25 protein-coding genes are annotated in these 25,546 nt (G+C 68.8%); 13 read left to right on the plus strand and 12 right to left on the minus strand.

Features of this window, described 5'->3' with window-relative positions; genetic code table 11:
• Positions 1-163 precede the first annotated feature (163 nt).
• On the minus strand, positions 164-769 hold the full coding sequence (gene pdxH, locus P73_RS15070) for a pyridoxamine 5'-phosphate oxidase (RefSeq protein WP_043870202.1): 606 nt from the start codon (positions 767-769) through the stop codon (positions 164-166).
• Between the two features lie 184 nt (positions 770-953).
• Between pdxH and fabI the strand changes: the two genes are divergently transcribed.
• Both fabI and gpt read left to right on the plus strand, forming a co-directional pair.
• Positions 954-1,757, plus strand: coding sequence for an enoyl-ACP reductase FabI (gene fabI / locus P73_RS15075; RefSeq protein WP_043870203.1), 804 nt, complete (start codon positions 954-956; stop codon positions 1,755-1,757).
• A 136-nt stretch (positions 1,758-1,893) separates the two neighbouring features.
• The gene (gene gpt / locus P73_RS15080) at positions 1,894-2,397 is read left to right on the plus strand and encodes a xanthine phosphoribosyltransferase (protein ID WP_043870204.1); all 504 of its coding nucleotides are present in this window, start codon (positions 1,894-1,896) and stop codon (positions 2,395-2,397) included.
• Positions 2,398-2,433: 36 nt separating this feature from the next.
• On the opposite strand, the gene P73_RS15085 is transcribed toward gpt, so the two are convergent.
• Positions 2,434-2,730, minus strand: coding sequence for a hypothetical protein (locus P73_RS15085; protein WP_043870205.1), 297 nt, complete (start codon positions 2,728-2,730; stop codon positions 2,434-2,436).
• Positions 2,731-3,087: 357 nt separating this feature from the next.
• On the opposite strand from P73_RS15085, the gene P73_RS15090 reads away from it, so the two are divergent.
• The 3 genes from P73_RS15090 (at position 3,088) to trpE (ending at position 7,763) form a co-directional block, all read left to right on the plus strand.
• Entirely contained in the window at positions 3,088-4,284 is a 1,197-nt protein-coding gene (locus P73_RS15090) for an aminotransferase (RefSeq protein WP_043870206.1), read from the plus strand.
• Positions 4,285-4,362: 78 nt separating this feature from the next.
• Complete coding sequence (locus tag P73_RS15095) at positions 4,363-6,216, plus strand: peptidylprolyl isomerase (RefSeq protein WP_043870207.1); 1,854 nt, start codon at positions 4,363-4,365, stop codon at positions 6,214-6,216.
• Between the two features lie 32 nt (positions 6,217-6,248).
• Positions 6,249-7,763, plus strand: coding sequence for an anthranilate synthase component I (gene trpE, locus P73_RS15100; RefSeq protein ID WP_043870208.1), 1,515 nt, complete (start codon positions 6,249-6,251; stop codon positions 7,761-7,763).
• Positions 7,764-7,834: 71 nt separating this feature from the next.
• Here trpE and P73_RS15105 read toward each other — a convergent pair whose 3' ends face one another.
• Positions 7,835-8,296: an Lrp/AsnC family transcriptional regulator gene (locus P73_RS15105; RefSeq protein WP_043870209.1), complete on the minus strand. Its 462-nt coding sequence runs from the start codon at positions 8,294-8,296 to the stop codon at positions 7,835-7,837.
• 143 nt (positions 8,297-8,439) lie between these two features.
• Between P73_RS15105 and P73_RS15110 the strand changes: the two genes are divergently transcribed.
• The 6 genes from P73_RS15110 to P73_RS15135 all read left to right on the plus strand — a co-directional run bounded on the left by P73_RS15110 (position 8,440) and on the right by P73_RS15135 (position 13,460).
• Positions 8,440-8,745, plus strand: coding sequence for a DUF2849 domain-containing protein (locus P73_RS15110; protein ID WP_043870210.1), 306 nt, complete (start codon positions 8,440-8,442; stop codon positions 8,743-8,745).
• Positions 8,738-10,423: a nitrite/sulfite reductase gene (locus tag P73_RS15115; protein WP_043870211.1), complete on the plus strand. Its 1,686-nt coding sequence runs from the start codon at positions 8,738-8,740 to the stop codon at positions 10,421-10,423. Before P73_RS15110 ends, P73_RS15115 begins: the two co-directional genes overlap by 8 nt.
• Positions 10,413-11,189: a phosphoadenylyl-sulfate reductase gene (locus P73_RS15120; protein WP_043870212.1), complete on the plus strand. Its 777-nt coding sequence runs from the start codon at positions 10,413-10,415 to the stop codon at positions 11,187-11,189. Before P73_RS15115 ends, P73_RS15120 begins: the two co-directional genes overlap by 11 nt.
• The gene (locus P73_RS15125; RefSeq protein ID WP_043870213.1) at positions 11,186-11,560 is read left to right on the plus strand and encodes a DUF934 domain-containing protein; all 375 of its coding nucleotides are present in this window, start codon (positions 11,186-11,188) and stop codon (positions 11,558-11,560) included. Before P73_RS15120 ends, P73_RS15125 begins: the two co-directional genes overlap by 4 nt.
• A 180-nt stretch (positions 11,561-11,740) precedes the next feature.
• Entirely contained in the window at positions 11,741-12,577 is an 837-nt protein-coding gene (locus P73_RS15130; protein ID WP_043870214.1) for a ferredoxin--NADP reductase, read from the plus strand.
• A 163-nt stretch (positions 12,578-12,740) separates the two neighbouring features.
• On the plus strand, positions 12,741-13,460 hold the full coding sequence (locus P73_RS15135) for a phosphatase PAP2 family protein (RefSeq protein WP_043870215.1): 720 nt from the start codon (positions 12,741-12,743) through the stop codon (positions 13,458-13,460).
• 76 nt (positions 13,461-13,536) lie between these two features.
• On the opposite strand, the gene P73_RS24495 is transcribed toward P73_RS15135, so the two are convergent.
• On the minus strand, positions 13,537-14,289 hold the full coding sequence (locus P73_RS24495) for a hypothetical protein (RefSeq protein ID WP_052453319.1): 753 nt from the start codon (positions 14,287-14,289) through the stop codon (positions 13,537-13,539).
• A 282-nt stretch (positions 14,290-14,571) separates the two neighbouring features.
• Between P73_RS24495 and infC the strand changes: the two genes are divergently transcribed.
• The gene (gene infC, locus P73_RS15145) at positions 14,572-15,036 is read left to right on the plus strand and encodes a translation initiation factor IF-3 (RefSeq protein WP_245629286.1); all 465 of its coding nucleotides are present in this window, start codon (positions 14,572-14,574) and stop codon (positions 15,034-15,036) included.
• 76 nt (positions 15,037-15,112) lie between these two features.
• Positions 15,113-15,712: an SAM-dependent methyltransferase gene (locus P73_RS15150; protein WP_043870217.1), complete on the plus strand. Its 600-nt coding sequence runs from the start codon at positions 15,113-15,115 to the stop codon at positions 15,710-15,712.
• A 54-nt stretch (positions 15,713-15,766) separates the two neighbouring features.
• Here P73_RS15150 and P73_RS15155 read toward each other — a convergent pair whose 3' ends face one another.
• From P73_RS15155 to P73_RS15185, 8 genes are all read right to left on the minus strand, one after another.
• Positions 15,767-16,774, minus strand: coding sequence for an XdhC family protein (locus P73_RS15155; RefSeq protein WP_052453320.1), 1,008 nt, complete (start codon positions 16,772-16,774; stop codon positions 15,767-15,769).
• 432 nt (positions 16,775-17,206) lie between these two features.
• On the minus strand, positions 17,207-19,315 hold the full coding sequence (locus P73_RS15160; RefSeq protein WP_043870218.1) for an enoyl-CoA hydratase-related protein: 2,109 nt from the start codon (positions 19,313-19,315) through the stop codon (positions 17,207-17,209).
• Between the two features lie 887 nt (positions 19,316-20,202).
• Complete coding sequence (locus P73_RS25690; protein ID WP_139267039.1) at positions 20,203-20,400, minus strand: hypothetical protein; 198 nt, start codon at positions 20,398-20,400, stop codon at positions 20,203-20,205.
• A gap of 86 nt (positions 20,401-20,486) precedes the next feature.
• Positions 20,487-20,813, minus strand: a complete 327-nt coding sequence (locus P73_RS15165) for a TraR/DksA family transcriptional regulator (protein ID WP_043870219.1) — start codon at positions 20,811-20,813, stop codon at positions 20,487-20,489.
• A gap of 107 nt (positions 20,814-20,920) precedes the next feature.
• Complete coding sequence (locus P73_RS15170; RefSeq protein WP_043870220.1) at positions 20,921-22,045, minus strand: FliM/FliN family flagellar motor switch protein; 1,125 nt, start codon at positions 22,043-22,045, stop codon at positions 20,921-20,923.
• Between the two features lie 81 nt (positions 22,046-22,126).
• Positions 22,127-24,853, minus strand: coding sequence for an ATP-binding protein (locus tag P73_RS15175; protein WP_139267040.1), 2,727 nt, complete (start codon positions 24,851-24,853; stop codon positions 22,127-22,129).
• Entirely contained in the window at positions 24,850-25,164 is a 315-nt protein-coding gene (locus P73_RS15180) for a hypothetical protein (protein ID WP_043870221.1), read from the minus strand. The genes P73_RS15175 and P73_RS15180 overlap by 4 nt, the downstream gene beginning before the upstream one ends.
• Positions 25,157-25,531 (minus strand): response regulator transcription factor, encoded by a 375-nt coding sequence (locus P73_RS15185; RefSeq protein WP_043870222.1) that lies wholly within the window; start codon positions 25,529-25,531, stop codon positions 25,157-25,159. Before P73_RS15185 ends, P73_RS15180 begins: the two co-directional genes overlap by 8 nt.
• Positions 25,532-25,546 lie beyond the last annotated feature (15 nt).

Raw genomic sequence — 25,546 nt, forward strand, 5'->3', positions numbered from 1 at the left:
CGCACCGGCCCAAACACGTCGGGGCTCGTGCCCCTCATCCCAACGCCGACCCTGTGCCAAACAGGCGCGAGGATCAAGGCCCCCCTTATATAACTTTTCGGTCAAACGCCCAGCTTACCTCGCGTCAACCGGCACTCGCGCGCCCTCGAAACACCTGTTCTGCTCACGGACTGAGCCTCTGGACGTCCCAGCCGGCCTCCGGATCCGCCCGGCGCCAGCGGAACCGGTCGTGCAGCCGGAACTCCCCGTCCGCCCAGAATTCGATCTCCACCGGCACGATCCTGTAGCCGCCCCAGAAGGGCGGCCGCTCCGGATGCGTGCCCCGCTTCAGCCCCTCGCGCGTGACCGCCTCCATCAGCGCGGCCTTCGAGGACAGCGGGCGCGACTGCCGGCTGGCCCAGGCGCCGATCCGGCTGCCGAGCGCGCGCGAGCCGTAATAGGCGTCCGACCGGTCCGCGCTTTCGCGCAGGACGGTGCCGCGCACCCGGACCTGCCGGCGCAGGCTCTTCCAGTGCATCACGAAGGCGGCCTTGCCGCTGGCCTCGATCTCCTCGCCCTTCGCGCTCTCGTAATTGGTGAAGAAGACGAAGGCGTCCGGCGCGATCTCCTTCAGGAGCACCATGCGCACGTTCGGAAGCCCCTCCGGATCGACCGTCGCCAGCGCGATCGCATTGGGATCGTTCGGTTCGGCCGCCTCGGCCTCCGCCAGCCAGCGGCGCGCGATCTCGAACGGGTTCTCCCCGGCAAAGATGCCCCTGCGTGGACCCATGTCAGCTCTCCTGTCTCGCCCGCATTCGATAGCGCGATCACCCGTCCGCAACAACCCCGCAAAATGCGGGCGCGATGCCGCGAATAACGTTGCGTCATGAATTTCCGTGCGGCAGGCTTGATAGGGTCCGACAAAAGCCCTAAAGCAGCTTTCACCGAAAAACGACAAAAGGTTGAGGCCACCCATGACCAAACTGATGGACGGCAAACGCGGGCTGATCATGGGCCTCGCCAACGACAAGTCGATTGCCTGGGGCATCGCCAGGGCCCTCTCCGAACAGGGCGCGGAGCTGTGCTTTTCCTATCAGGGCGAACAGCTCAAGAAGCGGGTCGATCCGCTCGCTGCGCGCCTCGGGTCGGATTTCGTGGTGGAATGCGACGTTTCCGACGAAGGCTCCATCGACGCGCTTTTCGCCGACATCAAGAACAGATGGGGCAAGATCGACTTCGTCGTCCACGCCATCGGCTTTTCCGACAAGAACGAGCTGCGCGGCCGCTATGTCGACACCACGCGGGCGAATTTCAACCTGACGATGGACATCTCCGTCTTTTCCTTCACCGCCGTCGCGCAGCGCGCCGCGAAGCTCATGCCCGATGGCGGCGCGATGCTGACGATGACCTATTACGGCGCCGAACGGGTGATGCCGCATTACAATGTGATGGGCGTGGCGAAGGCCGCGCTCGAGGCGTCGGTGCGCTATCTCGCCGAAGATCTCGGCAAGGACGGCATCCGCGTGAACGCGATCTCCGCCGGGCCGATCAAGACGCTCGCCGCCTCCGGCATCGGCGATTTCCGCTACATCATGAAGTGGAACGAATACAACTCCCCGCTCCGCCGCAACGTCACGATCGACGATGTGGGCGGCTCGGCACTCTACCTGCTGTCCGGTCTCGGCGCGGGGGTCACGGGCGAAACCCATCACGTCGACGCGGGCTATCACGTCGTGGGGATGAAGGCGGTCGACGCGCCGGACATGTCCAAGGACTGATCCCCGGCTCCGGCAAATTCCGGCGCAGCTTGCGGTATGCCTTGCCGCAGGCTGCGTTTTTCGTCAAAAGGCACGGCAACCGCCCCGACCGTCCCGCCGGGGACAGTCCAGCCGCCCGAAAAAGAGGTTTCCGAAGATGTCCGACATCCTGCCGCATGAAAAAGGCTTTCACGTCAGCTGGGACCAGATCCACCGCGACAGCCGCGCGCTCGCCTGGCGGCTCGACGGCAAGGGGCCGGACAACGGAGCCTGGCGCGCCATCGTCGCGATCACCCGTGGCGGCATGGCCCCCGCGATGATCATCGCCCGCGAGCTCGACATCCGCACGGTCGACACGATCTCCGTCAAATCCTACGACCATCAGACCCAGACCGAGCCCCAGGTGCTCAACGCGCCCGACCCCGACCTGATGGGCGACGGCGAAGGCATCCTCGTGATCGACGATCTCGTCGACAGCGGCAAGACCCTGGAACTCTGCCGCGCCCGTTATCCGAAGGCGCATTTCGCCACGGTCTACGCCAAGCCGAAGGGCCGCGCGCAGGTCGACAGCTACATCACCGAAGTGTCGCAGGACACCTGGATCTTCTTTCCCTGGGACATGGCGCTGCAATATGTGCAGCCCTATCGCGGGCGCGACTGACCCCGGACACACCGGACCCGATCCGGCCCGCGCCGGTCAGGCCGCGTCGCTGGCCGAGCCGACGCGGCGGAACATGTCCTCGACCCGCGCGATGGCGGAAAGCGCGGTCCAGACGCCCTGCGCCTCGTCCGCCATCCGCAGCACCCGCTCGATCTCCGTACAGGCGGCGCGCACCATATAGGCCGCCTGCCGCGGCTCGAGCTGATAGGAGCGGTCGCGGATCCGCTCCGTCAGGCGCTCGACGCGCCCCGCCTCCCCCGCCCGCGCCGCCTCGAGCGCCGCCGTCAGATCCGCGATCACGATATCCCTGTCCGTGTCCTTGTCCGATGCCATACCTGTCGATCCTCTGAAACCTGCTGCCGTGCCTCGCACGCGGTCCTCCGTCGGGACGCCTTCTCCGGCGCCTTCCGCGCCGCATGCCTGTGGTGATCTAGGGACGAAACGGGTTAAAGACCCGTAACCGCGGCCCCACTCTCCCCGCCCTGCCGCCGCAGCGCCCGAAATTTGATCCGCTGGACGATTTTTGCACAGCGCGAAGGCGGCTTGTGATCGGGACCGGCCCGCGCGCCGCCTCCCGGCCGCCGCCGCGCGTTTTGCCCTCTCGCGCTCCGCCGCTAGATGAGGCACAGAGTCCTCCAGGACCGACCGCACGACACCGCACGACACAGACACGACCAAGGAGACCGCCACATGGCCCGCCCCGCGCCGCTGCCGCTGACAACCCCGATGAGCCGCACCGCCCCCTCGCCCATCGTCGAAAGCCGCAAGTGGATCGCGGGCAAGGAGTTTCCCGCAGAGCGCCCGCTGCTGAACGTCTCCCAGGCCGCGCCGATGGACCCGCCGCCCCGCGCCCTGCGCGAGGAGATCGCGCGGATCGCGCTCGAACTGCCCGAGGCGCATCTCTACGGCCCCGTGCTCGGCCTGCCGGAGCTGCGCGCCGAAGTCGCGACGCAATGGTCGGCCGCCTATCACGCACCCGTCGCCCCCGCCGAGGTCGCCATCACCTCCGGCTGCAACGAGGCCTTCACCGCCGTCATGACCACGCTCGCGACCGCCGGGGACGAGGTCATCATCCCGACGCCCTGGTACTTCAACCACAAGATGTGGTGCGACATGTCGGGCGTCACCGCCGTGCCCCTGCCCACGGGCGCGGGCCTCCTGCCCGACCTGGAAACCGCCGCGCGGCTCATCACCCCGCGCACCCGCGCCATCGTCCTCGTCTCGCCCAACAATCCCGGCGGGGTCGAATATCCCTCCGAACTGCTCAGCAACTTCTACGCGCTCGCCCGCGACCGCCGGATCGCGCTGGTGCTTGACGAGACCTATCGCGATTTCGACAGCCGCGACACCGTGCCCCACGTCCTGTTCCGCCAGCCCGGCTGGCAGGACACGCTGATCCAGCTCTATTCCTTCTCCAAGGCCTACCGCCTCACCGGCCACCGCGTCGGCGCCATCGTCGCGGGCGAGGACCGGCTCTTCGAGGCGGAGAAATATCTCGACACCGTCACCATCTGCCCCAACCAGATCGGCCAGCACGCCGCGCTCTGGGGAATGCGCAACCTCGGCGACTGGGTCGCGGCGGAGCGTGCGGAGATCCTCGCCCGGCGCCGCGCGCTCGAGGAGGGCTTCGCCGCCCTCTCGGCGCGGGGCTGGCGGCTCCTCGGCTGCGGCGCCTTCTTCGCCTATGTCGAACACCCTTTCGCCATGCCCTCCCCCGACCTCGCGCCCTGGTATGTCGACCATGCCGGCGTGCTGCTCCTGCCCGGCACCTGCTTCATGCCCGAGGGCAGCAGACAGGGGCCGCGCCAGCTCCGCCTCGCCTTCGCCAATATCGACCGCGCCGGGATCGGAACCCTTTTCGAACGCCTGTCGACGATCGAACCCTGATCGCCTTCCCCTTCACGCTTGCAGAGCGGTGCCTGACCGCCTAGACACTTTGCCAATCGTGAATGGAGACGAAGAACAATGGCGAGCGGCAAGGGATCTGGCGGGAAAATGGTCATCTGGGGGATTCTCGCCCTGCTGATCGTCGGTCTGGGCGGATTCGGGACCGCGAATTTCGGCTCGGGCGTGAACCGCGTGGGCAGCGTCGGCGACGAGGAGATCACCGTCCCCGACTATGCCAACGCCCTGCGCAGCCAGATGCGCGGGATCGAGGCGCAGACCGGACAGGCGCTCTCGCTCCAGCAGGCGCTCGACTTCGGCCTGTCCCAGCAGGTGCTCTCCCAGCTCATCACCCAGGCCGCACTCGACGGGGAGACGGCACGGGTCGGCATCTCCGTGGGCGACGACCAGGTCCGCCGGGAACTCATGGCGATCGACACGTTCAAGGGCGTGAGCGGCCGCTTCGATCCCGAGGTCTATAGCGACCTGCTCGCCCGCAACGGCATGAACCGCAAGGATTTCGAGGCCGGGCTGCGCAAGGACGCCGCGCGCGCGGTGCTCACCGGCGCCCTCGCGACCGGCATCACCATGCCGAATTCCTACGGTCAGGTCGTGGTGGACTGGCTCGGCGAACGCCGCACGATCTCGGTGGCGACCCTCACCCCCGCGGATCTTGAGACCGGCACGCCCCTGCCCTCCGACAGCGATCTCGAGGCGTGGTACGACGCCCATCCCGAGAGCTATACCGCGCCCGAAACCCGCCGCATCACCTATGCCTGGGTCACGCCCGCCATGCTGACCGACGAGGTCGAGCTCAACGAGGAGGCGCTGCGCGCGCTCTACGAGGAAAACATCTCCTCCTACGTGCAGCCCGAACGCCGCCTCGTCGAACGCCTCGTCTTCGGCAGCACCGAGGAGGCGCAGGCCGCCGCCGACCGGATCGCCGCGGGCGAGACCGGATTCGAGGAGGAGGCGCGCGCGCGCGGCCTCGAGCTGATCGACACGGACATGGGCGATGTCGGCCGCGACGACCTCGCCGCGCCGACCGCCGAGGCGGTGTTCGGCCTCGAGGGCACGGGCGTCGTCGGCCCGGTGGAAAGCGATCTCGGCCCGGCGCTCTACCGCGTGAACGGCACGCTCGAAGGCCATGAGATCCCCTTCGAGGAAGCCCGCGACGAACTGGCGGTCGAGATGGCCGGCGATGCCGCCGCCCGGCTCATCGCCGACCGGCTCGAGGAATTCGATGACCTGCTCGCCTCCGGCGCGACGCTCGAGGACCTCGCCGCGGAGACGCCGATGGACCTCGGCACGATCGACTGGACGCCCGACAGCGAGGGCGGGATCGCCGCCTATACCGATTTCCAGAACGCCGCCGCCGCGGTGCAGGAGGGCGACTTCCCCGAGATCGTCGAACTGTCGGACGGCGGCATCTTCGCCCTGCGCCTCGACGGGATCGTGCCGGCCACGCTGCGCCCGTTCGAGGAGGTGCGCGACCAGGTGAGCGCCGACTGGGAAGCCGATGCCGTGCTGCGCGCGCTCACCGCCCGCGCCGAGGCGCTCGAGACCCAGGTGGCGACGGGCACCGCGATCGCCGATCTCGGCCTGCCCTCCGAGACCTTCGAGGCGATCACCCGGCAGGGCTATGTCGCCTCCATGCCGCAGGGCTTCATCGACGCGGTCTTCGCCCCCGGCCTCACCGCGGGCGGCACCACCATCGTCCCCGGCGAGGGACAGGTCGTGATCGCGAAGGTCAACCGCATCGACGCCCCCGAGCAGAACGAGGACAACGCCGCCATCGCCCAGGGCTATATCACCTCGGCCGCGCAGGGCGCCGCGCAGGACGCGATCGCCGCCTTTGCCAACGCCATCCGCACGCGCGAGGGCGTGACGGTGAACGACAGCGCGCTCACCGCCGTCCACAGCCAGCTGCAATAGGCCGCGCGCCGCAAGAAAGAGACAGGACAGACATGGCCACGCTCATTCCCGCCTTCGAGGCGTTCGAGACCGCCTATACCGCCGGAAAGAACCAGCTCGTCTATACCAAGGTCGCCGCCGACCTCGACACGCCGGTGTCGATCATGCTCAAGCTCGCCGGCGCGCGCACCGACAGTTTCATCCTCGAATCCGTGACCGGCGGCGAAGTGCGCGGGCGCTATTCGATCATCGGCATGAAACCGGACCTGATCTGGAAATGCGCCGGCACCGACGCCTTCCTCAACCGCGACGCCCGCTTCGACCCGGAGGCTTTCGAACAGGAGGCGCGCGACCCGCTCGCCTCGCTGCGCGCGCTGATCGAGGAAAGCCGGATCGAACTGCCCGACGGCCTGCCGGGCTCCGCCGCGGGGCTGTTCGGCTATCTCGGATATGACATGATCCGGCTCGTGGAACACCTGCCGGACGTCAACCCGGACCCGATCGGCCTGCCCGACGCGGTGCTGATGCGCCCCTCGGTGATCGCCGTGCTCGACGGGGTGAAGGGCGAGGTGACGCTGGTGTCCCCGGCCTGGACCGGATCGGGCCAGAGCGCGAAGGCCGCCTATGCGCAGGCTGCCGAACGGGTGATGGACGCGCTGCGCGATCTCGAACGCGCGCCGACGGAAACCTCCCACGACCTGGGCGAGAGCTTCGTCGCCCCGCCGCCCGTGTCGAACTTCACCCACGAGGGCTACAAGGAGGCGGTGGAGAAGGCAAAGGCCTATATCACCGCCGGCGACATCTTCCAGGTGGTGCCGGCACAGCGCTGGACCCAGGACTTCCCGCTCCCGCCCTTCTCGCTCTACCGCAGCCTGCGGCGCACCAACCCCTCGCCCTTCATGTTCTTCTTCAACTTCGGCGGGTTCCAGATCGTCGGCGCCTCGCCGGAGATCCTCGTGCGGGTCTTCGGTGGCGAGGTGACGATCCGTCCGATCGCCGGCACGCGCAAGCGCGGCGCGACGCCCGAGGAGGATCGCGCCCTCGAGGAGGATCTGCTGTCGGATCAGAAGGAACTGGCCGAACACCTGATGCTGCTCGATCTCGGCCGCAACGACGTGGGCCGCGTGGCGAAGATCGGCACGGTGCACCCGACCGAGGAATTCATCATCGAACGCTATTCCCACGTCATGCACATCGTCTCCAACGTCGTGGGCGAACTCTCCGAGGAGCACGACGCCCTCTCCGCCCTGCTCGCGGGCCTGCCCGCAGGCACCGTCTCGGGCGCGCCGAAGGTGCGGGCGATGGAGATCATCGACGAGCTCGAGCCCGAAAAGCGCGGCGTCTATGGCGGCGGCGTGGGCTATTTCTCCGCCGGCGGCGACATGGACATGTGCATCGCGCTCAGGACCGCCGTGCTGAAGGATGAAAAGCTCTATATCCAGGCCGGCGGCGGCGTCGTCTACGACAGCGACCCGGAGCTCGAATTCCAGGAGACGGTCAACAAGTCCAACGCCCTGCGCAAGGCGGCCGAGGATGCGGGCCTGTTCACCGGATCGGGCAATCACTGAGGCCGGCGCCGCCCGGCCCTCCCGACGGGGTTTCCTTTGTGCCGAAAATACTCAACGCCCCGCGCCGCGCCTCAGAGCGGCAGTTCGGTGGTGGACTTGATCTCCTCCATCGACAGCAACGCGGTGACGTTGTAGATCGTCACCTCCTTGATCAGCGCCTGGTAGAAGGCGTCATAGGCGCGCGCGTTCTTCACCCGCACCTTGAGGATATAGTCGATCTCGCCGGCGAGCCGGTGCGCCTCGAGCACTTCCGGGCGCTTCTTCAGCACCTTCAGGAACTTCTCCTGCCAGCCCGCCTCATGCGCGCTCGTCTTCACCAGCACGAAGAAGCAGGTCTCGAGGCCCAGGCTCTCCGGGTCGAGAATCACCGTCTGCTGGCCGATGACGCCGGCCTCCTTCATCTTGCGGATCCGATTCCAGACCGGCGTCTTGGACGAGCCCACCTTGCGCGCGATTTCATCGAGCGACTGGCTCGCATCGCGCTGCAACTCGCCCAGGATTTTCCTGTCCATCGCGTCGATCTGGTCTGCCATTTCGGATTTGCCTCCATTCGCAGAACTCTGGACCCCGGCGGAAGAGAGTTTGAAACTTCCGTCCTTATTCGCCGGAGGCCATGTCCAATTACAGGGACAATGTTCTAGATTACAGGTAAGAATTCGCAAGTTGGAAATGAGCCATGCCGCGCCCGTTCACGCCCAAAGCCATCACCGCGAACGCCCTCCTCGAAGGCGACGTGATCTATCTCTCCGCCACGGGCGAGTGGGTCCGTGCCCTCTCCGATGCCGCGGTCTTCACCGAACAGGCGGCGGCGGAGGCCGCGCTCGCGGAGGCGGCGAAGGACAGGATGGTCGTGGGCGCCTATCTCACCGATGTGGCGCCCGGCGAGAACGGCCCGGAACCCACCCATTTCCGCGAGGACTTCCGCCGCACCGGACCGTCCAACTACTTCCACGGCAAGCAGGAGGCCGCGGCCAATGTATAGGTACAACGACTTCGACGAAGCCTTCGTGCGCGAGCGCGTCGCGCAATTCTCCGGCCAGGTCGCCCGCCGCATCGACGGCAGCCTGACCGAGGAGGAATTCCGTCCGCTCCGGCTGATGAACGGGCTCTATCTCCAGCTCCACGCCTACATGCTGCGCGTGGCGATCCCCTATGGCACGCTCTCCTCGCGCCAGATGGACCAGCTTGCCCATATCGCGGAGACCTACGACCGCGGCTACGGCCATTTCACGACGCGCCAGAACATCCAGTATAACTGGCCGAAACTTCCCGACGTGCCCGCGATCCTCTCGGATCTCGCGGATGTCCAGATGCACGCGATCCAGACCTCGGGCAACACGATCCGCAACGTGACCGCCGATCATTTCGCGGGCGCCAGCGCCGACGAGGTGGCCGATCCGCGCCCCATCGCCGAGCTGATCCGGCAATGGTCGACCGATCACCCGGAATTCCAGTTCCTGCCGCGCAAGTTCAAGATCGCGGTCAGCGGCGCCGAGGCCGACCGCGCCGTGGTGCGCGCCCATGACATCGGGCTCGTGCTGCGCGAACGCGCCGGCACGCTCGGCGCGGAGATCATCGTCGGCGGCGGCCTCGGGCGCACGCCGATGGTCGGCAAGACGCTGAAGGACTTCGTCCCGCTCCAGGATCTGCTGCCCTATCTCGAGGCCACGGTGTCGGTCTGGAACCTGCTCGGGCGGCGCGACAACAAATACAAGGCGCGCATCAAGATCACCGTGCACGAGCACGGGATCGAGGAGATCCGCGCCCGCGTCGAGGAGCGGTTCGCACAGGTGAAACCGGCCTTCGGCGGCATCGACATGGAGATGCTTTCGGAGATCGAGGCGCATTTCGCCCCGCCCGCCTTCGTCACGAAACCCGTCGATGCCTATACCCGCGCCCATGAGGCCGATCCGGTGTTCCGCGCCTGGGCCGATACCAACCTCGCCGCGCACAAGGCCGAAGGCTATGCCATCGTCACCGTGTCGCTGAAGAAGCCCGGCCAGACGCCCGGCGATGCCTCCGCCGACCAGATGCGGGCGCTCGCGCAGATCGCGCGCGACTTCGCCCATGACGAATTGCGGATCTCCCACGAGCAGAACGTGATCCTGCCGCATGTGCACAAATCCGACCTGCCGGCGATCCATGCCGCGCTCAAGGCCGCCGATCTCGCCACCGCGAATATCGGGCTCGTCTCCGACATCATCGCCTGCCCCGGCATGGATTACTGCGCGCTCGCCACGGCGCGCTCGATCCCCGTCGCACAGGGCATCGCCACACGCTTCAACGAACTGAAGCTCGAACACGAGATCGGCCCGCTCAAGATCAAGATCTCGGGCTGCATCAACGCCTGCGGCCACCACCACGTCGGCCATATCGGTATCCTGGGCCTCGACCGGGCGGGGGTGGAGAACTACCAGATCACGCTCGGCGGCGACGGCACGGAGACGACCGTGATCGGCGAACGCACCGGGCCGGGTTTCGCCTATGACGAGATCGTGCCCGCGATCGAGCGGCTGATCGCGGCCTATCTCGAATTGCGCACGGGGCCGGAGGAAACCTTCCTCCAGACCTATCGCCGCTTGGGCATGGATCCGTTCAAGACCGCGCTCTATCCGGAAAAGGACGCCAAGGCGGGCAAGGAAAAAGCCCATGCAGCATAATCTCGCGCAGACCGTTTCGCTCTACGACGAATTCGGTACGGTCGACGAGCGGGTGGCGCGCCTCAACGCGCGCTACAAGCACCATTCGGCCACATCCGTGCTCGATCTCGCGTTGCGCGACCGCGAACTCGGGCGCATCGCGCTCGTGTCCTCCTTCGGCGCGGAATCCGTGGTGCTGCTGCACATGATCTCGGTGATGAAGCCGGACACGCCGGTGATCTTCATCGACACGGAGATGCTCTTCGAGGAGACGATCCACTACCAGCTCGAGCTGATCGAAAAGCTCGACCTGCGCGACGTGCGCCGCATCCGCCCCGCCCCCGCGGCGCTCGACGCGCATGACCCGGAGGGGCTGCTGCACCTTTCCGACAAGGATGCCTGCTGCAACCTGCGCAAGACCGTGCCCCTGCAAAACACGCTGGGGGATTTCGACGCCTGGATCACCGGACGCAAGCGCTTCCAGGGCGCGACCCGCGCCACGCTCGACTTCTTCGAGAACGAGGGCGACACCCGGATCAAGATCAACCCCCTCGCCTATTGGGCACCCGAGGATCTGCGCGATTACATGGTGAACAACCGCCTGCCGCGCCACCCGCTCGTGGCGAAGGGCTATCCCTCCATCGGCTGCGCCCCCTGCACCAGCCCGGTGAAGGAGGGCGAGGATCCGCGCGCCGGACGCTGGCGCGGCGAGGAGAAGACCGAATGCGGGATCCACTTTCTGGACGGCAAGATCGTCCGCGGCCCGCTCAAAGGAGATGCAGCATGACCCAGATCGTCCAGGACATGGGCTTCGTCGCCGAGGATTTCACCGGGGAATGGCTCGAACTGCCCTCCGACACCGATCCTTCCACGCTTGCGCAATTCGCCGGCGCGGCGGCGATCCGCATCGCCTTTCCCGCCTTCTCCGACGGGCGCGGCTTCACCCTCGCCCGGCTTCTGCGGCTCCAGGGCTTCGCCGGCCGGCTGCGCGCCCATGGCCATGTCATCGCCGACCAGTACGCGATGGCACGCCGCGCGGGATTCGACGAGGTGGAGATCCCCGACGACCTGGCCGCGCGGCAGGACGAGGCGCAATGGCTCCGCCGCGCCGATTGGCGGGCGCATGATTATCAGGCACGGCTGCGCGCGCGGGCCTGACGCGCGCAGTTGTGCAACGCACACTTGCGTGCGCCGGCCCGAATAGCCCTTGCACGCGGGGCATCCGAAAGTCCAAAAGGGGCGTGAGTGCGCCCTGCCGTGCCTCGCCGGTGCCGCAAGGACCGGGGAGACATCCGAGAAATTCGTTCAGACGACCCTGAAAAGGCGCGAGAGACCGAGATGACCGAGCTGACAGACGTGACCGAGATCAAATCCAAACCCGTCCCCACCCTTCCCGATGCCGCGACCGTGCTCGAGGTGACACACTGGAACGACCGGCTGTTCTCCTTCAAGGTGGAACGCCCGGCCTCGCTGCGCTTCCGCTCCGGGGAATTCGTGATGATCGGCCTGATGGGCGATCCCGACCCCAACACCGGCAAACAGAAACCGCTCCTGCGCGCCTATTCCATCGCCTCCCCCTCCTGGGAGGAACATCTCGAATTCTATTCGATCAAGGTGCCGGACGGGCCGCTGACCTCCCGGCTTCAGCACATCCAGCCGGGCGACCAGATCATCCTGCGCCCGAAACCCGTGGGCACGCTCGTGGTCGATGCGCTCCTGCCCGGCAAGCGGCTGTGGTTCTTCGCCACCGGCACGGGCATCGCGCCCTTCGCCTCGCTGATGCGCGACCCCGAGGTCTACGAGAAATACGACGAGGTCATCCTCATGCACACCTGCCGCGAGGTGAGCGAACTCGAATACGGCCGCCAGCTCGTCGAGCATATCAAATCCGACGAGATCCTCTCGGAGATCGAACAGGGCAAGCTGCGCTACTACCCGACGACGACGCGGGAGGAATTTCACCACATGGGCCGCGTCACCGACAACCTCAGCTCCGGCAAGGTCTTCGAGGATCTCGGCATCGCCCCGATCGACCCGGAGACCGACCGCGGCATGGTCTGCGGCAACCTCGCCTTCAACAAGGACATCATGGCGATCCTCGACGGCTTCGGCCTGCGCGAGGGCGCGAATTCCGAACCGAAGGAATACGTGGTCGAGAAGGCCTTCGTCGACTGAGGCGGACAGCGCCCCCCTTGGCATGACCACAGGCCCCGCCCCTCCCCGGCGGGGCCTTCGTCCTTCCGGCGCCCGTCCCCTGTCCGTGCCGTCCCCTCGACATCGCGGCGCTCCCGGTTACCTTGAGCACGTCGCCCGTCTCATGGACACGCACGGAGAAGCCATGCCCCTCCCCGCCCCGATCGCGAACCTTGGCCGCAGGATCGAACTCGTGCCGCTTCTCGTCCTGCTGCTGACCGGCGGCGCGCTCTGGGCCTTCTTCGGGCTCGCCGCGGAGATGATCGAGGGCGATCTGCATGCCTTCGACGAGCGCCTTCTCCTGACCCTGCGCAACCCGGACGATCCGGGCGATCCCATCGGCGGCCGGCGCCTCGCCGTCGCGATGCGCGACCTGACCGCGCTCGGCGGCGTCACCGTGCTCACGGTCATCTCCCTGTCGGTGCTGATCTACCTCCTGCTCGACGGCCGCCGCGCCTCGGCGCTGTTTCTCGCCGTGGCGATCCTCGGCGGGCAGGCCCTGTCCCATCTCACGAAGCTCGGCTTTTCCCGCCCGCGTCCCGACCTGGTGCCCCACGGGGTCGAAGTGGCCACGGCCTCCTTTCCCTCGGGCCATTCGCTGATGGCGACCGTCACCTACCTCACCCTCGCCGTCATGCTGAGCCGCAGCACGCCGAAACGGCGCATCCGGGCGTTTTTCATCCTTACGGCGGCCCTGATCGCGGTGCTGGTGGGGGCGAGCCGCGTCTTCCTCGGGGTGCACTGGCCCTCGGACGTGCTCGCCGGCTGGTCGCTCGGTGCGGCCTGGGCGCTCGGCGTCTGGCTCGTCGCCCGCTGGCTCGGACGGCGGGGGCGGATCGAAGCGGACACCGCATCCGACGCCTGAGCCCGCGCGCGCCAAATGACAAAAGCCCCGCCTGAGCGGGGCTTTCACCGGGTCTCCTGAACGCCTGCGCCGCGGCTCACTCGATCCCGAGCAGCGTGCGCGCATTCGCGAGGATCTGCCCGAGCAGTTCGGGATTGTCCTGCGCCTGCGTCATCGCCGTGGTGATCGTCTCCTTCGCCGTCTGGCCCAGCGACGAGGCATTCACCAGCTCCACCGCGCGGTCCAGATCAAACCCGTCGGTGGTCAGCACCTCGGCCGCCTCCTCCTCGGAATAGCCGTCACCCGGCGTGCCCGGCTCGGTCGCCTCGCCGGCGGTGGTGGCTTCCTCGACCGCGCCCGCGGCGGCTTCGTTGGCGGTGTCGGCAAGAGCCTCCGCCGTTTCGGCCGCATCTTCCGCGCCCTGCGTCGCCGCGGAGCTTGCCGCATCCGAGGCATCCGTGGCAGCCTCCCCGGCATCCGTGACGGCATCGGCCGCGTCCTCTGCCGCCTCGCCCGCGCTCTCCACCGTCGCATCCGCCGCCTGCCGGGCCGCATCGACCGCCTCGTTGGCCGCGTCGACCGCGTCCGCCGCCGCGTCGGACGCCGCATCCGCCGCCCCCTCGGCCGCCTCGTTCGCCGCGTCGTCCGCCGCCTCTACCGCCGCCTCGGCCGCATCGGAGGCCTCGTTGGCCGCATCGGTCGCCGACTCGACGGCATTGCCCGCCGCCTCGTCCATCTGCTCGACCGCGCTGCCGGTCTCGGACTCGGCCGGCGTTTCCTCTTCCTTGCAGGCCGCCAGCGACAATGCGAGCCCGGTGATGAGCGCGCCGGTGACAAAACGATTGGTCATATGTGTAGTCCTCACCTTGATAGGGGCGGCCCCTGCCGCCCTCGCCCGATAATATGCAGTCCCGCTCGGGCGAAGAAAAGGGTTCAGTTCCAAGGTTTTCCCCCCATGCGATCGGCTGCCGAAATCGGGTTGAAAGCGGCGTGGTTTGGCCTTATTTTCCTGCAACACCTGTGAAACCACCGATAGGAGCCGACCATAGCCCGCAGACCGCATAACGCCCCGCCGACCAGAGACACCGGACCGCGCGTCAACGAACGCATTCGCGCGCCCGAGATCCGGCTGATCGGTGCAGAGGGTGAGAACATCGGCGTCGTGACCCCGGCACGCGCCCTCGACATGGCCATCGAGGCCGGTCTCGATCTCGTCGAGATCTCGCCGAACGCCACGCCCCCGGTCTGCAAGATCATGGATTTCGGCAAGTTCAAATACGAACAGCAGAAACGCGAATCCGAGGCGCGCAAGAAACAGAAGACCATCGAGATCAAGGAGGTCAAGTTTCGCCCCGGCACCGATATTCACGACTATAACGTGAAGATGAAGAACGTGGTGAAATTCCTCGAGAACGGCGACAAGGTGAAGGTCACCCTGCGCTTCCGCGGCCGCGAGATGGCGCACCAGGATCTCGGGCGCGACCTGCTCGAACGCGTGGCCGACGACGTGAAGGAAATCGGCAAGATCGAGAACATGCCGAAGATGGAAGGCCGCCAGATGGTGATGATGATCGGCCCGCTTCCCTCGAAGGCGTGATCCGGCACGCTGCATGAATTCGGGCCCCCGGCGGTTGATCCTCCGGGGGCTTTTCTTTTGAGGGAATGGCAGACCGATGAGTTTCTGGAACGACCGATATGCCGGGGACGATTATGTCTTCGGCACCGATCCCGCCGCGGTGCTGCCCCGTCTCGCCGACCGGCTCCCGACCTCGGGCCGCGCGCTTTGCATCGCGGATGGCGAAGGGCGCAATTCGGTCTGGCTCGCCCGGCGCGGACTTGCCGTGACGGCCTTCGATCCCGCACCGAACGCGCTTGCGAAAGGCCGGCGCCTCGCCGCGGCGGCGGGCGTGGAGGTCGATGCACGCGAGGCCGATCTCGATGGCTGGGACTGGTCGCAGCCGTTCGACCTCGTCGCCGGCATCTATATCCAGTTCGTCGGCCCCGACCGGCGCGCGCAGCTCTTCGCGGAGATCGACCGCGCGACGGCGCCCGGCGGGTGGTTGCTCCTGCACGGCTACACCCCGAAACAGGTGGACCATGGCACAGGCGGTCCGAAGGCGCGCGAGAACATGTATACCGAAGACATGCTCGCCGCCGCCTTCCCCGGCTATGAGATCCTCGAGAACCGCGCGTTCGAGACCGAGCTGTCCGAAGGGCACGGCCATGTCGGCCGCTCCGCGGTCATCGACTTTCTCGCCCGCAAACCCGGCTGATGCCCGGCGCGGCGCGGCGGCTGCGGAGACGGTCCCGAGGCGCGCGCCTCAGCGTCACGCCGGCGCCCTGAGCGCGCTCACCAGTTCCGCGAGGATCGACACGGCGATCTCCGCCGGCCCCTGCGCCCCGATGTCGAGGCCGACCGGCGCATGCAGCCGCGCGATCTGCGCCGCGTCCAGCCCGGCCGCGGCGAGCCGTTCGACCCGCCTGGCATGGGTCCGGGTGGAGCCGAGCGCACCGACGTAGAAGGCATCCGACCGCAGCGCGGCGAGGAGGGCCGGATCGTCGAGCTTCGGATCGTGGGTCAGCGTCACCACCGCCGTATGCGCATCGAGCCCGTGATCGGCCAGCGCCTCGTCCGGCCAGTCGTCACGGATCCGTTCGCCGGGAAAGCGCGTCTCTGAGGCGAAGGCCCCCCGCGGGTCGATCAGGCTCACGTCGAACCCCGCAAGCCGCGCCATCGGCACGAGCGCCTGGGCGATATGCACCGCCCCCACCACGGCAAGCCGCGCGGGCGGATTGTGCAGGGTGAGCACGCATCGCGACCCGGTCTCGATCCAGCCGGAGCGGTCGGCCGCGAAGCGTTCGGGATAGCTTTCCGGCCCGACGAGGCTGTGCTGCCCGCTGTCCAGATCGCTGAGGAGCCCCACGGCCCGCCGCGCCGCCCGCGCCGCCACCAGCTCCTCGAGCAGGCCGGCCGGCAACACGCTGCCCACCGGCGTGAGCAGGATGCGGATCGTTCCGCCGCAGGCCAGCCCCACGGCAAAGGCATTCTCGTCGCTCACCCCGAATTCGAGCAGCTTCGCCTCCGGCCGCTCCGCCGCCAGGAGATCCTGCGATTCGGCCACGACCGCACCCTCGACACAGCCGCCGGAGACCGAACCCGCGATATCGCCCTGTCCCGAGACCGCCATGAGGCTGCCCGCCCGCCGCGGCGCGCTGCCCCAGGTCTCGACCACCGTGGCGAGCACCGCCCCCGCCCCGCGCCTGTGCCAGTCGAGCGCAACTTCGGGAATGGCCTCGGTCGTCTGTGTGGTGAATGCGGTCTCGCTCTGGGTCATCGCTGTCTCCGGGGTCTGGCCTCGCCGTCGCCCCGCAGTGTTATCCCGCGCGCTCCGCTTGTCCATGCCCGCGCGACCGCGCGTCCGTGATGCACCCGTCCCGGAGAAAAAAAACGGCGCCGTAGGAGAAACGCAAATCCTACGGCGCCAGTGTCGTATTCTGCCCACGCACAAAAGGCAGGATACAGCGCGGACGAATCGGAAGGAGAGTCCGCGGGAGGAATGCAGGGGGAGATGTCTGACTGCTGACGCGCCCCCTGCGCTCGAGATAAGGAATAGGCCGAAGCGAGTCGCCGAACCTTGATCTCGATCAAGGGGCGCGGGTTTCTCGCCATTGATCCCGCCCCAAGTCACGGGCGGCACACCCGGCCCGCCACGCGCGGGATCTTAATTAATCAATTCATATCATATAGTTACGTCAGAACAGGCCGCTCACAGCGCGTTCAGATCGTCGAAATTCTCGCCGTTCTTGACGAGCTCATGCCAAATTGTCGCAGGGGTCCAGATGTCCGGCGCGGCCGGCGCGAAGGCCGACAGGCGCCGCTCGGCCGCGAAAAGCCCCATGAGGTCGGCGGCTTTCATCGGTCCGCCCCGCCAGCGGGGAAAGCCCATGGCGCGCGTCATCACCACGTCGATGTCGAGCGGGCGCGCCACTGTCCCCGATTGCACCAGCCGCGCCCCCGCATTCGCCTGCGCGAGCACGATTCGCTCCACGATCTCGCGGTCGGCAATCTCCTGCGCGGCAAGCCGGCCCTGCGCCCGCAGCGCGTCGAGCACCTCCACCGCCTCCGAATCCGACACCGCCTCCGTCCCGTCATAGCGGTAAAATCCGATCCCGGCGGCCCTGCCCGTCCGGCCCTCCGCGGCGAAAAGCTCCGCCACCGCGGTGTCGAGCCGGTCGAGCCCCATCGCATCCATGAGCGCGCAGGGCCCGACCGCGAAACCGTGGCCGCGCATGGCCGCGTCGATCCGTGCCGGCCGTGCCCCCATCAGGAGCAGCAGGTCCACCGCCGCCCATCCCGCACCCTGCACCCGCTCCGCGATCAGCCCGTCCCGCGCGCGCAGCGTCACCGACAGCCGGCCCAGCCGCTGCACGACGGCATGGGCCATCGCCAGCGCCGCATCGCTCAGCCCCTCCGGCCGCGCGAGTTCCAGGACCGGGCTCGCGGGATCCGCGCCCGCCGGATGCAGGCCGAGAAAACGCTCGGGATGCGCCAGGTCGCGCGCGAGCGCGCCGAAGCCGCGATTGGCGACGGTGGCGAGCACCGTCTCCTCGGGCAGGAATTCCTCGACCCGCGCCAGCACCCGCGCCCGCTCGCCCACCGGGCTCTGCGCCGCCTCGATCACCAGCCCGGACGCGCGCAGCGCATCGACCTGGGGGCTCGCCCGGAACCGCGCCAGCCGCGCGTCGCGTGCCTCCGGGGCGAGCTGGCCCTGCGCCACGGCGCGGTCATAGGCGGTGACGAGATGCCGTTCCGCGACCACCAGCCGGTCCGCGGAGGAGGCGACCAGCACCACCCCCATCCCGTGATCGAGCGCCGCCTGCGCCAGCGTCAGGGCGACGGATCCCGTCCCGACGATGCCGAGTGTCTCCACCGCGCGCGCCGCCACGCTCACCCCGGCAGGCAGCCGCACCGCACGGCGCTCGGCCAGGGCGACATGGCGCAGCGCCTGCGCCTGCGGGCTCGCCGCCGCATCCTCCCGCGCGACCGCCTCCCGCGCGAGCCCCGCCTCGAACGGCAGCATCAGTGCCGCCTCGACGCAGTCCAGGATCAGCCCGGCGGCCGGCCCCTGCCGCCCCTTCTCCGCGGCGCGGCGCATCGCGACGGCACGCAGCACCCCCGCCCCGTCCCGCAGCCCGCGGGTCTCCTCCCGGCTGCGGCGCGGCGGCTGGGCGGCGGCGGCGCGCTCCCGCGCCCGGACGATGGCTTCTTCCACCGGCGGGCGCTGCGCGAGCGCATCCGCAAGCCCGATCCGCGCCGCCTCGACCCCCGCGACCGAGCGCCCGCTCAGCAGCAGATCGAGCGCCACCTCCGCCCCGGCCAGCCGCGGCAGGCGCTGCGTCAGCCCGCCGCCGGGCACGAGGCCAAGACCGATCTCCGGCGCGCCGAGCCGGGCCGACCGCCCCATCACCCGCTCGTGCGCGGCAAGGGCCAGCGCGAGCCCCGCGCCGAGCGTCGGCCCCTGCAACGCCGCAATCACCGGCGTCTCACAGCTTTCGATGAGATCGCAAAGCGCCAGGAGCTCCCGGTCCGCCTCCGCGGACACCGGCTCCTCCTCCGGGAAACCCGTGCAAAAGGCACCGCCCTCGCCCGCGAGCACGATCGCCCCCACCGACGGATCGGCCTCCGCCGCACGGACCGCCCCGGCCAGCGCCCGCCGCATCCCGGCCGAAAGCGCATTGCCCGCCGGGGCCGCGAGGCGCAGCAGGGCAACCGGCCCGTCGCGGCGCGTCTCCACCGGCCGCACCTCCGGCGCCGCCTGCGTCCTTCGCCCCGCCTCCTGCGCCGGCGACTCCCGCCCGGCCAAGTTCTCCACCATCGCTCCCGCCCCGCTCGCCTGCCGCTGCGACCCCCACGCACCCCGCGCCGCATCCTGTGCGCGGCGGGGTTATCCACAGGTTATCCACAGATCCTCCCCATAATGCGAACCCGGTCCCGGCAAGGCAAGATCTTTGCGCGCAGCGCCTGCGGAAGGGGAAGCCCCGGCCAGGGGCGTCGCCCGCGAGCCCGGACAGGCGGTCCGCCGATGCGGGAGCGGGAAGTCGGGGAGCAGCCGGGGACGCCGGACGCACACGCGGCGTGGCTCCGCCCGCGAGAGAGCTTGTCCCGAGTGAGCTTTCCGGCGCGAGGCCCGCAGGTGGGACACTCCGGTCACTCTCTTGAGCCTTTGGAGATCCCCGCCTGCGGTCCCGCCCCGGACAGCGGCGGTCCCCTCGAGGGACCCCGGTATGCCCCCGCAGGCGACAGGAGCCGTTCAAGGGTCTTCGCCTGCAATCCCATGAGCGCCGGACGCTCCGGCCCCGGACATCCTCGATCCTCCGGACCGGACGCGCATCCCCCGTGGAACGGAGGGGCGAGAGCGTCAATCGCGCCACCCGGCATGGTCCCCGCCGGGTCCCCTCCGGGATTTCCCGCGCGAGCCCGCGGGCTGGGGAGCCAGGCCAGGGTCTTCGGGTGCAAACTCCATGAACGCCTTGTCGCCCCCGGCCTGAAAATCCCCGGAGGCGACTTCCACGGGATCCCCGCGCCGGGGGCATGTCCGGGACGGGTGGCCGTCTCGCGCATTCCGTCAGCGGCCGCGCGCGCCGCCGGCGGGGGGTGAACGGGAAACCCGCCGTGCCACAGGCTGCGGTACGGCGGGTCAGGGGGTGACGGGTCATGCCGGTGACATACAGCGCGCCCACGGGGCAGCCGGCGCGCGGCGGATCACACGGGCATGTTGTCCCAGAGCTCCTCGGCGGCCTCGCCGTCGCTTGCGACGAGCGCCGGGCCGGTGTAATCGGCGTCCTCCTCGGCGAGCGACTTGCGCAGCCGCGACTTGAGTTCCGTCGCGGTCGCTTCATCCACGACGAGTTCATCGACGATCCGGTCGATTTCCATTTCGGTTTTCGGTCTTCTGGTCATGCGACATCCCTCCATATCTGGCGCATTCTCTCCGTCGGTCCGCGCCCGGCATCCTCGTCCGCGAGGCGGCGAGGCCGGGCGGGCGCCTACCCGCGCGCGGCGGCGCATTCCTTGCAAAGCGGCGTGTAGGGCAGCACGTCGAGGCGCTTTTCGCTGATGCCCTCGCCGCAGACGGCGCAATAGCCGTACTCGCCGCTGTCGATCCGCCGGAGCGCGGCGGCGATCAGCTCCAGTTCCGCCTGTCCGGACGCGCCCATGACCTCGAGCACCTCGTCGGCCTCCCGCTCGGTGGCGAGCTCCGACCAGTCCTTCGACTGGTGCGCATCCAGCTCGGCGTCGATCTCCCTCAACCGCGCGGCGAGTTCCACCCGACGCGCGACAAGCTGGCTCCGGCGTTTTTCAAGATCCATCATGGCCCGTCCTCCTTCGTCTTTCAGGGTCACCGCAAAACCCGTTTCGGTCTATGATTCAGATCAACCTTCGCGCGAGTGCGGCGTGAATCCGCCGATGGGCGACGCCTCTATCCGGGCGGCGGCGTCGGCACCCCGGCGGAAACCTTCCCCGGCGCCGGCTCTCCGGCTCCGCGAAGGGCGCCCTCCATCGCCGCCGCCATGCCGTCCGGGGAGACCGCCAGATCCCCCGACAGCAGCTCCTCCGGCGGCAGATCCGCCAGCGGCGGACGCGCTCCGCCCGCGCCGCGCCCGCCCGACAGGCCGGGAAGGGCGCCCGGCGCCGGAAGCTCGAAACCCGCCGCCGCCTCCTTCTGTCCGCGCGCGTCCTGCGGCGGCCCGTCGACAAGGCGCACCGCGCGCTTGCCCGACAGCTGTCCGAGCCGGGCGCGGGACAGGAACCGCCCATCCGCCCGCAGCTCGACCCGCGACAGCGCCTCCCGCGGCAGCGGCAGGAGCTCGCCCTCGGCAAGCGCCATCGCCTCGGACAGCGGCATCCGCAGGCGGTGCAGCACCGTGTCGATCCGCGCCTCCGCACGCATCACCGCGGCCTGGAAATCGCGGGTGAAATCGCTCTGCATCCCCGGTGCCGGCGGCGGGACCGGAGGGGCGCAGGGAAAGACGAAGAGGATCTCCCCCTCCCGCACGCCGCGCCCGAGCGAGACCGTCACCCGCCAGAGCCGATAGGCCACGTCGTCGAAGGCCATGGCGATCGAGCGGGGCTCGCGCAGTTGCGCGGCAAAGCGGAAGCCCGCGACATCCGGCGGGCTCGGAAGATGCTGCACCTCCCCCTCGAACCCCGCGAGCATCGCGTCGATCACACCGGAGCACATCACCGCGTCCGTGGCGGTCGGCGGGCGGTCCTCCGGCGCGAGGCGGAGCACCTTGCCCGTCGTCTGCTGCTCCACCACCGCGGCGACGGCGTTCCGGTCGAGCACGCAGAGCCCGCAGGCGTTCCGTGGCCCCTCGAGCAGGGCGAGGAGTGCGAAATCGGGGATCGTGCCCGGCAGGCGCGAGAGCGCGGTCTTCTCCTCCAGAACCTGCGTCACCTGGAGCACGAGGCCGAGCACCTCCTCCGCGGCCTTCGCGCAGGCCAGGCGCAGCGCCTTCGCCGGCGACATCGGCTCCACCTCCGGCGGGGGGCGTCCGACCCCGGCCTTGCGGCGGATGGCGGAGATGAGTTCGGCGTCGGACATCGGGACCTCGAAAACTGCGGCAGGCGTTGCCCCCTTCTTATGACGCAAACAGGTAAAGAAAGGGTTGCCTGCCCGCGCGGCTCAGGCCCGCGCGCGGCGTCCGGCGCCCTCCGCCCGCGCACGACGCCGCGGCAGGTCGAGGCGGAAAGCCGCGCCGCCCTGCCCCGGCAGGTAGGAGATCGACCCGCCGAGATTGGCCATGATCTCCCGGCAGATCGCGAGCCCGAGCCCGGCGCCGCCCGCCTTGGCGTGATCGGTGAGGCGGGAGAACTTCTCGAAGATCACCGCCTGCTTGTCCTTCGGAATGCCCGAACCGTTGTCGACGAGGTCGATCTGAACCCGGTCCTCGCCCAGCCGGCGCGCGACGATCCGCAGTTCCGGGCGCGGCGCGTCGCAATACTTGCGGGCATTCGCGATGAGGTTGATGAAGACCTGCGCCAGCCGGTCGGGGTCCGTCTCGATCCCGACATGTTCGGAGATCTCGTGGCGCCGGATCGCGAGCGGCGGGCCGTCGCGCCCCTCCCGCGTCGCATGCACCGCCCGCTCGATCACGTCATGCAGGTTGGTGCGCGTCCAGTTGAGGCTGACCGAGCCGCTTTCCAGGACGGACAGGTCGAGCAGGTCGTCGAGCAGTCGGGTCAGCCGCTGCGCCTCGTCATGGATGATGCCGGAGAACCGCGCGAGATCCTCCGCCCCGAGATCGCCCTCGCGCGCGCCGTCCCGCAGGATCTCGGAGAAGGCGCGGATCGAGGTCATCGGCGTGCGCAGCTCGTGGCTGATCTGGCTGAGGAAGGCGTCCTTCTGGATCGAGAGCTGGGTGAGCTTCTCGTTGGCCTCGCGCAGCTGCCGCGCGGTCCGGCTCAGCTCCTCGGACTTCTGTTCGAGCTGGTTGGAGTATTCCATGATCTGCGCGGTCTCGTCGGCTACCGCCATCAGGTCCTCGACGGAGACGAGCACGCCGCCGGCGATCTGCCCGAGCATCGCATGCGCCGTCGCCGCCCCGACCGAGCCCGCGAGTTCACGTTCGAGCCGCTCGATGAATTCGGGCGTCGCATCGGGCAGGTAGCCGCCCTTCCCCTGCGCCTCCGCCTCCGCCTGGAACAGGTCCTGCGCCTCCACGGGACCGAGGATGCGCTGCGCCATCACCAGCAGGTCCTCCGCCTCCGCGAAGCCGTGCGACCAGCCGCGCGTCGACCCGGAATGTTCGAAGACATTCACGAACTGCGCCCCCTGCAACCGTTCCAGCGGACGCGGAAAGGACAGGAGCGACCCGAGCAGGAAGGCGCCCGTGTTGATCGCGAGCGACCAGGAGACCGCATGCACCACCGGATCGACCCCGTCCACGCCGAACAGCGCCTGCGGCCGGAGCAGCGCAAGGCCGAAGGGGCCGTCGGCGAGCAGCGCCCCGGTGAATCCCGCCGCCGCCCCGAAGGAGGGCAGGAACATCGTGTAGGTCCAGACGAGGAAGCCGAGCACCACGCCGAAGATCGCCCCCAGCCGCGTCGCCCCGCGCCAGAAGATGCCGCCGATCATCGCCGGAAGCACCTGCGCCACCCCGGTGAAGGAGATCATGCCGATGGAGGCGAGCGCCTCCGAGCCGCCGGAGAAGTGGAAATAGAGATAGCCGAGCGCCAGCATGCCGAAGATCGACAGCCGCCGCGCGGTCAGCACCACGCGCCGCACGTCGCCCGGCACCGTCGGCCCGCCCTTGCGCGAGGACAGCCAGATCGGCATGACGATGTGGTTCGACACCATGGTCGACAGGGCGATCGCCGCGACGATGACCATGGAGGTCGAGGAGGAGAAGCCGCCCAGGAAGGAGAGCGTCGCGAGCTCGCGGTGGTCGAATTGCAGCGGCAGCGTGAGCACGAACATGTCGGGGTTGGAGCCGTCGGGCAGCACCTCGAGGCCGATCACCGCGATCGGGATCACGAAAAGCGACATGCCGAGGAGGTAGAGCGGAAAGGCCCAGCCCGCGGTGAACAGGTGGCTTTCGTCGGAATTCTCCACCACGATCACCTGGAACATCCGCGGCAGCGTCAGCAGCGCCGCGCCCGAGAGCATGGTGAGCGCGACCCAGCGCGTCCCGTCGATCGGGCGCTGCGACACCGGCGAGGCGTCGATCCGCGCGAGCAGGTCGCCGAAGCCGTCGGTCAGGTCGAAGATCACGAAGAGGCCGATCGCCACCAGGGCCACGAATTTCACCACCGCCTCGAGCGCGATGGCGGTGACGACGCCGTGATGGCGTTCGTTCGCATCGAGGTTGCGCGTGCCGAACAGCGCGGTGAAGAGCGCGAGCCCCGCCGCGACCCAGAGCGCGGTCTTGTCGAGGTCGGGAAAGACCGCCCCCGAGGGATCGTTGAGCCCGAAGACGGCAAAGGACAGGGCGACGGACTGGAGCTGGAGCGCGATATAGGGCGTCGTGCCGATCACCGCGAGCAGCGTCACCAGCACGCCGAGCGTGGTGGACTTTCCATAGCGCGAGGAAATGAGGTCGGCGACCGAGGTGATGCGCTGCGTCCGGCCGATCCGCACGAGCTTGCGCAGGATCCACCACCAGCCGATCATCACGAGCGTGGGGCCGAGGTAGATCGTCGCGAATTCGAGCCCGGAGCGCACCGCATAGCCGACCGCGCCGTAGAAGGTCCAGGCCGTGCAGTAGATCGACAGCGACAGCGTGTAGACCAGCGGCGAGCGCAGCCAGCCGAGCCGCCCCGCCTCTGCCCGCTTCTCCGCCCAGAAGGCGACGACGAAGAGCAGGGTCGCATAGCCGAGGCAGGACAGGACGAGCAGGTTGAAACCGATCATCCCCGCCGCTCCGACGGCCCGCGCGCCCCGTCCTCGGGGCCGGGCGACGGCTCCTCGGCATGGCCCTCGCCGCGGGTGAGCCGCGCCGCGATCAGCGCCGCCGCGACGATGCCGAGCGCCCAGACCGCGAAGACGTGCAACACGCTGCGCACCCCGGCGCCGAGCGGCTGGTCCGTGCCCTCCCCGCCCCACAAAAGCGGCAGCAGCCACAGGCCGAACATGACGAAGGGCAGGAGCCGGTGCGCGTCGATCAGCCGCCGCCGCCGATAGGAGGCACGGGCGAGATAGAGCGGCGAGCGCCGCTCAGCCATCGCCGCCCGCGAGGCCGCGCACCGCCTCGAGCATCTCGGCATTGGAGAAGGGCTTGGTCATGAAGGCCGACACGCCCGCCGCCTCGGCCATCTCCCGGTCCTTCTTCTGGCCGCGCGCGGTCAGCATCATCACCGGCAGCCCGGCATGTTCCTCCATCGCACGCAATTCGCGCAGGATGTCGAAGCCGGACCTGTTGGGCAGCATCACGTCGAGGATGATCACATCGGGTTTCTTGCGTCCGACCGCCTCCACCGCCGAGGCGCCGTCCGAATGCGTCTCCACCACCCAGCCGTCGCGCGACAGGATGAAGCGGATCGCTTCGATGATGTTCGGCTCGTCCTCGATCAGCAGCACGCGCTTGCCCATGCCTGTGATCCCCTT

This window comes from Celeribacter indicus (genome assembly GCF_000819565.1).
Lineage (GTDB): Bacteria > Pseudomonadota > Alphaproteobacteria > Rhodobacterales > Rhodobacteraceae > Celeribacter > Celeribacter indicus.